This is a genomic window from Streptomyces hydrogenans (assembly GCF_014656075.1).
Taxonomy (GTDB): Bacteria; Actinomycetota; Actinomycetes; order Streptomycetales; family Streptomycetaceae; genus Streptomyces; species Streptomyces hydrogenans.
On record NZ_BNBS01000186.1, the window covers coordinates 1 to 10,778 of the forward strand.

General features: G+C 73.6%; 9 protein-coding genes. 5 read left to right on the plus strand and 4 right to left on the minus strand.

Features of this window, described 5'->3' with window-relative positions; all coding sequences use genetic code 11:
* Positions 1 to 32: 32 nt before the first annotated feature.
* Positions 33 to 632: a hypothetical protein gene (locus tag IE321_RS38805; RefSeq protein ID WP_229916772.1), complete on the minus strand. Its 600-nt coding sequence runs from the start codon at positions 630 to 632 to the stop codon at positions 33 to 35.
* 168 nt (positions 633 to 800) lie between these two features.
* Between IE321_RS38805 and IE321_RS38810 the strand changes: the two genes are divergently transcribed.
* Positions 801 to 5,150, plus strand: coding sequence for a bifunctional nitrate reductase/sulfite reductase flavoprotein subunit alpha (locus IE321_RS38810; protein ID WP_190226379.1), 4,350 nt, complete (start codon positions 801 to 803; stop codon positions 5,148 to 5,150).
* Between the two features lie 147 nt (positions 5,151 to 5,297).
* Entirely contained in the window at positions 5,298 to 5,864 is a 567-nt protein-coding gene (locus IE321_RS38815) for an aldose epimerase family protein (RefSeq protein ID WP_229916773.1), read from the plus strand.
* A 156-nt stretch (positions 5,865 to 6,020) separates the two neighbouring features.
* On the opposite strand, the gene IE321_RS38820 is transcribed toward IE321_RS38815, so the two are convergent.
* The 3 genes from IE321_RS38820 to IE321_RS38830 all read right to left on the minus strand — a co-directional run bounded on the left by IE321_RS38820 (position 6,021) and on the right by IE321_RS38830 (position 8,618).
* Positions 6,021 to 6,806 (minus strand): hypothetical protein, encoded by a 786-nt coding sequence (locus tag IE321_RS38820; RefSeq protein ID WP_190226380.1) that lies wholly within the window; start codon positions 6,804 to 6,806, stop codon positions 6,021 to 6,023.
* Positions 6,807 to 7,024: 218 nt separating this feature from the next.
* Positions 7,025 to 7,759 carry a maleylpyruvate isomerase family mycothiol-dependent enzyme gene (locus IE321_RS38825; RefSeq protein WP_190226381.1) on the minus strand — a complete coding sequence of 245 codons (735 nt, stop codon included), beginning with the start codon at positions 7,757 to 7,759 and terminating at the stop codon, positions 7,025 to 7,027.
* A 196-nt stretch (positions 7,760 to 7,955) separates the two neighbouring features.
* A complete protein-coding gene (locus tag IE321_RS38830; RefSeq protein WP_190226382.1) occupies positions 7,956 to 8,618 on the minus strand; it encodes a M15 family metallopeptidase in 663 nt (220 codons plus the stop codon).
* Positions 8,619 to 8,945: 327 nt separating this feature from the next.
* Here IE321_RS38830 and IE321_RS38835 point away from each other — a divergent pair, with 327 nt between their 5' ends.
* The 3 genes from IE321_RS38835 to IE321_RS38845 all read left to right on the plus strand — a co-directional run bounded on the left by IE321_RS38835 (position 8,946) and on the right by IE321_RS38845 (position 10,730).
* Positions 8,946 to 9,467 carry a GNAT family N-acetyltransferase gene (locus IE321_RS38835; RefSeq protein WP_190226383.1) on the plus strand — a complete coding sequence of 174 codons (522 nt, stop codon included), beginning with the start codon at positions 8,946 to 8,948 and terminating at the stop codon, positions 9,465 to 9,467.
* A gap of 57 nt (positions 9,468 to 9,524) precedes the next feature.
* On the plus strand, positions 9,525 to 9,983 hold the full coding sequence (locus IE321_RS38840) for a DUF6896 domain-containing protein (protein WP_229916775.1): 459 nt from the start codon (positions 9,525 to 9,527) through the stop codon (positions 9,981 to 9,983).
* A 288-nt stretch (positions 9,984 to 10,271) separates the two neighbouring features.
* Positions 10,272 to 10,730 carry a tellurite resistance TerB family protein gene (locus tag IE321_RS38845; protein ID WP_190226384.1) on the plus strand — a complete coding sequence of 153 codons (459 nt, stop codon included), beginning with the start codon at positions 10,272 to 10,274 and terminating at the stop codon, positions 10,728 to 10,730.
* Positions 10,731 to 10,778 lie beyond the last annotated feature (48 nt).

Below are 10,778 nucleotides of genomic sequence, written 5' to 3' on the forward strand. Positions count from 1 at the left end.
CGGACGGCCCGTCCGGTGGGCCCGCGGGGTGCCTAGAGCTCGGGAAGCGCTTCGCCGGTTCGTGGCTCGCGGCGCTGGTCCAGCCAGAAGAGGTAGCCGCGCAGATAGGTCTCCAGGCCGTCGTCGATGTAGGCGAGGAAGTCCCGATGGCCCCGGGCGGCGTCGTGGTAGTGACCGAGGTAGCGCGGGTCGGCGTTGTAGCCCCAGTGGGGGTGGGCGTCCGCTCCCCAGTCGGCGGCTATGGCGACGGCCCACTCCCGGAGGCGGGCGCGGTCCCGCCACCAGTCGCGCACCGCCTCCACCGTCCAGTGGTCGTCACCGTCCCAGTTGTACCCGCGGTACAGGTCCAGGCAGCAGCCGTGGATCACGTCCGCGGTCTCCTGCTCGTCGACCGGCTGGCGGTAGATGAACTCGAAGCCGAAGCCGCCGCCCAGGTCGTCGTCGTAGGCGATGTGACGAGGAGCGTCCAGGCGCCCGAGGGCCATGCTGTCGGTCTCCGCCCCGTAGAAGGGGCCCGGCACGTTGCGCCAGTTCCGCTGTTCCCACACGCCGGTGAAGAGCCGTTCCCGCGTCTCCCCGATGTCGTCCATCACCTGCCGCGCCGTGGGCAGCGGATTCCAGTAACCGATCACCCGCCCCATCCTGCCCGACGCCTGCGTCGCCGCCCGCGGGCCGTCGGCCCGGCGCCGCCTCACCGCCCGCCCGACGCCCGCGTGCGCGGGGTGTAACCCCTCGCGCGCGGAGCGCGTGATCGACCGGAAACCCGGTCTTCATACCGTCTCCGACGTGGGAGATTGCCCATGTCGGGTGTGTCGGTGGGAGGGGTGCCAGTGGTGTCGCCGGAAGCGGGGGACGGGTCGGTCCGTACGGCCTGTTCGTACTGTGGGGTCGGTTGCGGCATCGTCCTCGACGTCGTGAGAGACCCGGCGACCGGGCGCCGCAGGGCCGCCAAGGCGTCCGGCGACAAGGCCCACCCCGCGAACGGCGGGCGCCTGTGCACGAAGGGGGCCACGAGCGCGGACATGATGGCCGCCCCCGGACGGGCGTCCATGGCGCTGGTGCGGGCCGAGCGGGAGGCGGAGCCCCTCAGGACGGACGTCGACGCCGCCGTCGCCGACGTGGCGCGCCGGCTTCGCGCCATCCTGGACGAGCACGGGCCCGACGCCCTGTCGTTCTACGTCTCCGGGCAGATGTCGCTGGAGGCGCAGTACCTGGCGAACAAACTGGCCAAGGGGTTCGTGCGGACGAACCAGATCGAGTCCAACTCCCGGCTGTGCATGGCCTCGGCCGGCACCGGGTACAAACTGTCGCTCGGCGCGGACGGCCCGCCCGGCTCGTACCAGGACTTCGACCACGCCGACGCCTTCCTCGTCATCGGCTCCAACATGGCGGACTGCCACCCGATCCTCTTCCTGCGGATGATGGAGCGGATCAAGGCGGCCGGGGCGAAGCTGATCGTGGTCGACCCGCGGCGCAACGCCACCGCCGACAAGGCCGATCTCTTCCTCCAGATCAAGCCGGGCACGGACCTCGCCCTCCTCAACGGGCTCCTGCACCTCCTCGTCGAGAACGGCCACGTCGACGAGGACTTCCTCGCCGAGCACACCGAGGGCTGGGACGCCATGCCCGCCTTCCTCGCCGACTACCCGCCCACGACGGTCGCCGCCGTCACCGGCCTCCCGGAGGACGACATCCGGCGGGCCGCGCGCTGGATCGGCGAGGCCGGCGCGTGGATGAGCTGCTGGACGATGGGCCTCAACCAGTCCACCCACGGCACCTGGAACACCAACGCCCTCGTCAACCTGCACCTCGCCACCGGCGCCATCTGCCGTCCCGGCGCCGGCCCCTTCTCCCTCACCGGCCAGCCCAACGCCATGGGCGGACGGGAGATGGGCTACATGGGCCCCGGCCTCCCCGGGCAGCGCTCCGTACTGGCGGATGCCGACCGCGCCTTCACCGAGGAGCTGTGGGGCGTCCCGGAGGGCTCGCTGCGCACCGACGCCGGACGCGGCACGATCGAGATGTTCGAACGGATGGCGGCCGGCGACATCAAGGCGTGCTGGATCATCTGCACCAACCCCGTGGCCTCCGTCGCCAACCGCAAGACCGTCATAGCCGCCCTCGAAGCCGCCGAACTCGTCATCACCCAGGACGTGTTCGAGGAGACCGAGACCAACGCCTACGCCGACGTCGTCCTGCCCGCCACCCTCTGGGCGGAGTCCGACGGCGTCATGGTCAACTCCGAGCGCAACCTCACCCTCGTCCAGGGCGTCGTCGACCCGCCCGGCCAGGCCCTGCCCGACTGGGAGCTCATCGCCCGCGTCGCCCGCGCCATGGGCTTCGAGGAGGCGTTCGCCCACACCTCCGCCGAGGAGGTCTTCGACGAGCTCAAGCGGGCGTGGAACCCGCAGACCGGCTGGGACCTGCGCGGCGTCTCGTACGAGCGGCTGCGCACCACCCCCGTGCAGTGGCCCGCGCCCACGGCGGACGGCCCCGACCGCAACCCGATCCGCTACCTCAACGACGGCGTCAGCCAGACCCTGCTGGAACGCGCGGACGGCACCCGCCCCCGCCTCGCCTTCCCGACCCCGAGCGGCCGGGCCCGCCTCTTCGCCCGACCGCACCTCCCGGCCGCCGAACTCCCGGACGACGACTACCCGTTCGTCCTCAACACCGGGCGCCTCCAGCACCAGTGGCACACCCTGACCAAGACCGGCAAGGTCGCCAAGCTGACGAAGCTGAACCCCGGGCCGTTCGTCGAGATCCACCCGGAGGAGGTGGCGGCCGTCGGCGTCGCGGACGGCGACCACCTGGAGATCGCCTCGCGGCGCGGCCGCGCCGTCCTGCCGGCCGTGCTCACCGACCGGGTCCTGCCGGGCACCTGCTTCGCCCCCTTCCACTGGAACGACCTCTTCGGCGAGTACCTGAGCATCAACGCCGTCACCCACGACGCCGTCGACCCGCTCTCCTTCCAGCCCGAGTTCAAGGCGTGCGCGGTGACCCTCGCGAAGACCATCGCCCCCGTGCCCGCCGCCCGCCCCGCCGAGTCGCCCGAGGAGCCCGCGGCACAGGCGCGGGAACGGACGGCGGAGCCCGCGACGGCCGGGACGACGGGGGGACGGTCCGGGCTGTCCGGTCCCGCCCTGGAGCCGGCGTCCGCGCTCGCCGACCTGTTCGGCGTCGCGGACCTCGCCCCGCCCGCGTTCTCCGAGCCGGAACGCCGCTACCTCGCCGGCTTCCTCTCCGGCCTCGCCACGACCACCGGCACCACGGCTTCCGCCACCGTCCCGACCACCGTCCCCGGCGGCCGGATACCCGTCCTGCCGCCCTCCGCCCCGCTCGCCCCCGACCACGGACTCTGGGTCGACGGCGTCCTGGCCGGCATGTTCTCCCGCACGGCGGCGCCCACGCCCCCCGCGTCCACCGAACCCCCCGTCCGGCCCACGCCCGCCGACCGCCCCGACGGTCCCGACCGGCCGACCCCTCCCACCCGCAGACTGCTGATCCTCTGGGCCTCCCAGACGGGCACCGCCGAGGAGTACGCGGCCGCCGCCGCCGCGCGGCTGACCGAGGCCGGACGCTCCCCGGAGCTCCGCCCGATGGAGGGCGCCGACCTCGCGGACCTCGACGGCGACACGGACCTGCTCGTGGTCACCAGTACCTTCGGCGACGGCGACGCCCCCGACAACGGCGCCGCGTTCTGGGAGGCCCTCCGCGCTCCCGACGCCCCGCGCCTGGACGGCCTGCGCTACGCCGTCCTCGCCTTCGGCGACTCCAGCTACGACGACTTCTGCGGCCACGGACGCCGCCTGGACGAGCGCCTTGCCGAACTCGGCGCCGGCCGCCTGCTCCCGCGTACCGACTGCGAACCCGACCACGACGAGGCGTCCGCCGCCTGGCTCACCGCCCTCGTGCCCCTGCTGACCGCCCCCGGCCCGCGGCCTCGCGCCACCCCCGCCCCCCTCCCGGGCGGCGTGACCAGGAGCACGGCCGGGACGGCGCTCCGGACGGCGTTCTCGAAGGCCGCGCCGTTCCCCACGCTCCTCGTCGGCAACAGGCTGCTGAGCCTGCCCGGCTCGCAGAAGGAGGTGCGGCAGTTCTCCTTCGACACGCGGGGCGGCGAACTCGCCTACGAGGCGGGTGACGCCCTCGGCGTGTGGCCGGCCAACAGCACCGAACTGGTGGCCGAGTGGCTCGCCCTCACCGGCCTCGACCCCTCCGAACCCGTCACCACCGGCGACGGCGGCACCGGCAGGAGTACGGGCCCGCTGCCCCTGGCCGAAGCGCTGCGCACCCGCTTCGACATCACGCGCATCACCCCCGACCTGCTCCGGTTCGTCGCCGAACGCACCGGAAGCCAGGACCTCAAGCGCCTGCTCCGCCCCGGACACAAGGACGAACTCGCCAAGTGGAGCTGGGGCCTCCAGGCGGCCGACCTCCTCGCCGCCCACCCGGTCCGCGCCTCCGCCGCCGACTGGACGGCGGTCCTCAAACGCCTCCAGCCACGCCTCTACTCGATCTCCTCCAGCCCCCTCGCGCACCCGAGCGAGGTCCGCCTCACCGTCTCCGTCGTCCGCTACTCCAACGACCGGGGACGGGACCGCACCGGAGTCTGCTCCGCCTATCTCGCCGACCACGCCGACGACGGCCCGGTCCAGGTCTTCGTCCAGCGCTCGCCGCACTTCCGCCCGCCGGCCGATCCCGCCGCCCCGCTCGTCATGGTCGGCCCGGGGACGGGCGTGGCGCCCTTCGCGGGCTTCCTGGAGGACCGCCGGGCCCGCGGGCACACGGGCCGCAACTGGCTCTTCTTCGGCGAGCAGCGCGCGGCCACCGACTTCTACTACCGCGACGAACTCGAAGCCCACCTGGCGTCCGGCCACCTCGACCGCCTGGACACGGCCTTCTCCCGTGACCAGCGCGCCAAGGTCTACGTCCAGGACCGGATGCGCGAGCACGGCGCGGCCCTCTGGTCCTGGCTCCAGGACGGCGCCCACCTCGCCGTCTGCGGCGACGCCGCCCGCATGGCCAAGGACGTCGACCGGACCCTCCGCGAACTCGTCGCCCGCCACGGCCGGATGAGCGAGGAGGAGGCGGCCGCGTACGTGAAGCAGCTGGCGGCGGAGAAGCGGTACGTCCGCGACGTCTACTGAACGCGAGGAGGCGGAGGACGCGCTCTGGCCGCGCGGGTGCTCCCGGTATCCGCGATCTCCTGCGGCCGGCCCCGCCCGTGCGCCAGACTTCGACTTCCCGCACCACCGGCGGCAGCCGGACGGCGGGCCCAGGAAAGGCTGCGCGCGGTGCTGGACGAGTTCAGGCAGGTACGGCGGATCGTCGGGAGACGGGACACGTTCAGGTACGCGGGCCTCGGACTGCTCTCCCTCGCGCTGGCGGCGTGCGGCGGGAAGAAGGACGGGAGTGGGGGAGGGCGGGCGGACGGCGACGGCCCGGCCCGGGCCACCCTCGCGGGCGCGGCCGTCGAGGCGTTCGCGCGCGGCGCCTGGCGCCTCGGCTTCACCCCGTCGGGGCAGGTCAACGACGAGTACCGGCGGATCGAGATCACCGGCCGCCGATGGAGCTTCGACGGCGGCGACCTGACCGGGACGTTCGCGCTCACGGGCGACCGGCTGACGGTCACCGTGGACGGCAGGTCGTCGGAGAACGTCTGGGCGGGTACGGGCCTCCCGGCCACGGTCGGGGCGTCGGCCTCCCACACCCTCCAGTGGGGCGAGGACCCGACCTCCGGCCCGGTCGACGCGGGCTCACCGGTCGACACCACCCCCTCCCCGCTCCCCGTCGGCTGGGACGGCACCACCCTCACGATCCAGGCCCAAAGGGGCCTGGTGATCACGGCGGTGCGCGCCTGACGCGGCTCCGCCACGCGCCTGCTCGGCCCCCTTGGACGGTGTGGACCGCGCCCTCCGCGACGTCCTGGCGGTCCAGGGCGCGGAAGTACGGTCCGAAGGCGTCGAGCGGACCGCGGCGGTCCCGATCCGCCCGGCGGAGGGCCCGGCTCCGACCCGTCACGGCTCCTGACGGAGCCGCCAGTAGAAGTAGTCCGGCCAGTGCGGGTCGTCCCAGCGGTCCGGGCAGGGGACGCCGAGGAGCCGTATCCGGTGCAGCAGGTCCTCCGGCGCCCCGCTGTCCCGGAGCCGGTCGGACGCGTGGCGGACGAGCCAGGCGGTCAGGTCGGCGCACAGCTCCTCCTCGTTCTCCCAGGCGCTCCAGGGAAGCCGGTCGCCGAGCAGGTCGTGGTCCCAGTGGTCCGCCGCCGCGGCGAGGTGCGCGTCGGCGGCGGGGAAGCGGTGCGCCTCCCAGGCGTCGAGCCACGGCCGAACCGTCCCCGTCGCCTCGGTGACGAGGACCAGGACGTCCTGCGCGGGCACGACGGGGTCCGGATCGGTGAGCGTGTGGGACCACCAGGCCCCGAGGAACTCCTCCACCGCCGCGCTCTGCCCGGCGGGCCACTCCCGCCAGGCGCCGAAGGCGAACGCGCGGCCGATCGTCTCCATGTCGGAGTACGTCTCGGCGACGCGTCCGGTGACGAGTGTGGAGGCGAGCTGCGGCAGGATCCGCCGCAGCACGGCGGCCTTGTCCGTCCAGTCGGGCGCCTGCCACGTGCGATGCAGGAGGTCGAGGTCCAGTTCCAGGTCCGCGACCTTGAGCCGGGCCAGCTCCTCCGCGCTGCCCCAGTGGCAGTCGCAGTTGTACTCGTCCGGGTGGGCCGTCATCCCCCGGAAGACGACGGCCAGGTCGTCCAGCGCGGAGTCGAGACGACGGCGGGCGGCCGGGAGGTCGGGCAGCGTCATGGGCGTTCGCTTTCGAGGCTCCGGCGGCTCGCACCGGCCGAAGATCCCCACCTTACGGGCCCGCGATCCCGGCCTCCACGGACTTTCCCCGCCATCGCGGCACTCGCGGGTGCGGGCTCCGGCCGTCTCGCGCCGGAGGCGATGCCCACCTCCAGGCTTCCCGTCCACCGCTCACCGGAGCGGGGCCCGGTGTCGTGCGGGGCCCGCGCCTTCCTCGGTCAGCCCAGCGCGAGCCACCGGATCCCGAGCCGTTCGACCCGGGCGGACTCCGCGGCGGTCAGCGGCTCCCGGCCGGTGGCCTTGCGGAGGAAGCGCGGTCGGCTCCACCCCAGTTCCTCGGCGGCCGCGCCGTGGCCCGGACCGAGCAGCAGCTCCAGGACGGACTCGCCGGCGGCCGAGGTCAGCCAGGGCTCGTGCCCGAGCGCGTCGGCCAGGTCGAGACCGTGGACGGCGACCTCCACGACCCGGGTGCGGAGGAACTCCGACAGGAGCATGGCGTCGCCGTGACGCGTCCGCACCGCCCGTCCTGCGGGCTCGACCCCGCACAGGGCGGCCACCCGTCGCCAGGTGGCGGCGAAGTCCTCGGCGTGGGCGGTGCCGTCGGCCGACCGGGCCGCACGGTCCCGCGCCAGGGCGATCCGCGTGCCGTTGGTCCGGGGCGAGAAGCGGTCGTCGGGGCGGTAGTACTCCACGGCGGAGATCTCGGCCTCGGCGGGGGTCGGCGCGTCCAGCATGGCCGGCAGCCAGTCGATCACCACGCTGACGTGCCCGAGCAGGTCGCGCACCGTCCAGGGAGCGCAGCGCGTCGGGAGGTTCCACTCGGCCTCGGTGAGGCCGGAGACCGCCTCCGAGAGCGCCGCGCACTCCGCGCGAAACGCGGTGAGGGCGCGGTCGTCGCTCACGCGGAGGCTTCCCGCCCGCGCCGTCGCGGTGTCGTCGATCTCATCCGGCATCAGGGTGGCTCCAGAACTTCGCGGGCCCGCGGATCCGTTCCGCACGGCCTCGGTGGGCGACGACGTGTGACTTCCGGAGCCGTACACGCGCTCCGGCGGAGCGTCGGTTGCACAGGCGGGCAAGGGATCGTCGGGAGGGGCTGAGGCGAACGGCCGGGCCGGTACCCCCCGGGGGCGTCGGTGCGGGCCCTGCCGCTCAGTGGGGGGAGCCGATCTCCTTCGGCCCGTAGAGGGCGGCGGGCGCGCCCGTCTCCAAGGCCCAGTAGCGGTCCCCGAAGGACCAGTGCCACCACTCCGTGGGGTAGTTCACCAGGCCCGTGGCCGTGAGCACACCGCCCAGGAGCTCGCGGTGGGCGCGGGCCTCCGCGCCGATGCCGGGGGCGTCGGTGTAGCAGGCGCCCTCGCTCTCCTCCGGGTCCGCGTTCATCCGGGTGCCCAGGTCCAGTTCGCGGCCGTCGGCGTCGGCCAGGGTGAGGTCCACGGCCGCGCCGGCGCTGTGCGGGGCGATGTCGGGCGGGGACACGTACCGGCTCGCCGCCGAGTGGATCTCCTCGGGCGACCAGCCGGGGTTCGCGTCGCGCAGCTGTCCGGCGTACTCCTCGAAGTACTCCCGCTGGAGGGAGGGAGGCCGGTACCCCTCGACGAACAGCAGCCGTACTCCCTCCGGCAGCAGTCCCTGCGCCTCGACCAGCCGCTCCAGCACGCCCTCCCGCAGGTGGGCGAAGGCGTCCGCCGGGTCCTGCTTGCGCGCGTCGACCAGCAGTGCGCCCCGGCGGCGGACGTCCACGAGCGGCTCGCCGCACTCGGCGACCGGTATCGCGGCCACCCGCGGATCCGACATCAACACGATCTTCGTCATGGCCCCGATCATTCCTCAGGACGTACGGGCGCCGGGCCTCGGGTGCGGGGAGGGCGCCGTGGAGGGGCACACCGGGCACGCGGGGGAAGCGGGGGCGGTGCGGACAGCCCGCGCCGCCGGGCCGTGGGGTTTGGGGCTCGGTCGGCGGCGACGGCTCCTGGCCGACCGGGACGGCCCGGAGCGGGCGGAGGTGACCGCGGGGCTGGAGCGGTGCCGCGCGGAGGCCGCGGCACCGGAAGGCGGTCGGGGTCCGGCTTCGCCCGGTGCTGACGCGGCGGGCCCGTGGCCCGGGAGGTAATCCCGTTGTCGTGCCGACGGCGACGGCGCATGCTGTCGAGCGTGAACTCTCCGGGCGACTTCGCCACCGCCACCGTCACCTTGCCCGTCAGCGTGCGTGACCTCCTGTCACGGGATCTTCCGGTGTGTACCTGGTCGGGTTCGGCCACGCACCTGCGCCACGTGGAACGGGAGCTGGTGCGTGCGGCGGCGGGCGAGGTGGACTATCTGGCCGTGTGCACGCCGGCGGATCTGCCGGTCGCGATCGGCGGCGTCGACTACCGCGTGGCCGAGGGTGCGGGGACGCTCTGGCAGCTCGCCGTGATGCCGGCCCTGCAGTCCCGCGGGCTGGGAACGTTCCTCGTCCGTGCGGCCGAACAGCGGATCCGGGACCGCGGGTTGCGTACGGCCGCCCTGGCCGTCGAGGAGGAGAACCCTCGGGCCCGCGCCCTGTACGAGCGCCTGGGCTACGTCGCCTACGGCCGCGAGCCGGACGCCTGGGACGAGGAAGGACCCGACGGGACGATCCGCCGCCACGAGACGATGTGCGTGCTTCTGCGGAAGACGCTCTGAACCCTCGCGCGGATCGTTGCCCGAGGGCCGATTTCGGGGAGAGACCGGAGGGAACGGATGGGGGACGCACGGGAGCTCGTGCTCGGTTACGTCCGCGCTCTGCGCGCGACCGACGCGGCCGTGAGGACGGCGATGCCCTCCCTCGGGCGGCTCGCGGACCTCCACGGCCTGGTGCGTGCGCGACGGATCAGCCGGAGCGGGCGCGTCGGCGCGTACGCGTACGAGGTCCACGGGGCCGGCTGCCGCTTCGTGAGCGACGACGGCACCGAGATCGACGTGGACTTCGACTTCGCGGCCGACGGGAGCGAGATCTTCGACCCGTGGCGGCTGCGTCACCACGGCCTGAGCCTGCCCGAGCCCGTCGACGTCACGGAGCGGGAGCTGCTGTCGGCGGCGCGGTCGCTGCGGCCGCTGCTGACCGAGGTACGTCCGGGCTGGTTCGGGGTGCGGTCGGGAGCGGGGCTCGGAGCTGGAGCGCGAGGAGCTGGAGCGCGAGCTGGAGAGCAGCGCCCGTAAGGCACGGATCCTCGATGAGCGGGAGCCTACGGACGCGGTGCGCGTGGCGACCGGCGGACGTGCGGTGGTCGACAGCGCGCGTGAAGTGGTGGGCACCATCGGCTGGTTGCCCCGGAACGCCGATCAGGGCGCCCGGCGCTCGACGCGGGCCCGGGCGCGGGGGACGGCGAGGTGGAGCGCGGGGGCTCTTCGGCGGCTGATAGCTTCTACAGTAATGTAGAAGAACGGTTCGCCCGGGTTCCGCCCCACCCGTCCGGGCGGCCTTCCGTATCTGTGAGGGAGTTCTCGATGGCCCTGTGGGACCGCATCAAGGAGTCGGCGTCGACGATGCAGACGCAGCTGACGGCGAAGAAGAACGACCTCAAGTCCGGTGCCTTCCGGGACGCTTCCATGGCGATGTGTGCCCTGGTGGCCGCCGCCGACGGCAGCATCGACCCGTCGGAGCGCCGACGGGTCGCCCAGCTCATCGCGAGCAACGAGGTGCTCCAGAACTTCGACGCGACCGACCTCCAGCGCCGGTTCGACGAGAACCTGAACAAGCTGACGGCCGACTTCGACTTCGGCAAGGTCAGCGTGCTCCAGGAGATCGCGAAGGCGAAGAAGAAGCCGGCCGAGGCGCGCGCGGTGATCCAGATCGGCATCGTCATCGGTGGTGCGGACGGCGACTTCGACAAGACCGAACAGGCCGTCGTCCGCGAGGCGTGCTTCACGCTCGACCTCCCGCCGCACGAGTTCGACCTTTACTGATCATTTCAGAATGAGGTTCGGAGGCGTCGCAAGCAGATGATGCTGCAG

Coding starts and splice junctions, on each gene's coding strand:
- IE321_RS38825 (WP_190226381.1), bottom strand. CDS start 7,759: ATGCCGGATGAGATCGACGACACCGCGACGGCGCGGGCGGGAAGCCTC.
- IE321_RS38820 (WP_190226380.1), bottom strand. CDS start 6,806: ATGACGCTGCCCGACCTCCCGGCCGCCCGCCGTCGTCTCGACTCCGCG.
- IE321_RS38810 (WP_190226379.1), top strand. CDS start 801: ATGTCGGGTGTGTCGGTGGGAGGGGTGCCAGTGGTGTCGCCGGAAGCG.
- IE321_RS38830 (WP_190226382.1), bottom strand. CDS start 8,618: ATGACGAAGATCGTGTTGATGTCGGATCCGCGGGTGGCCGCGATACCG.
- IE321_RS38840 (WP_229916775.1), top strand. CDS start 9,525: ATGGGGGACGCACGGGAGCTCGTGCTCGGTTACGTCCGCGCTCTGCGC.
- IE321_RS38845 (WP_190226384.1), top strand. CDS start 10,272: ATGGCCCTGTGGGACCGCATCAAGGAGTCGGCGTCGACGATGCAGACG.
- IE321_RS38835 (WP_190226383.1), top strand. CDS start 8,946: ATGCTGTCGAGCGTGAACTCTCCGGGCGACTTCGCCACCGCCACCGTC.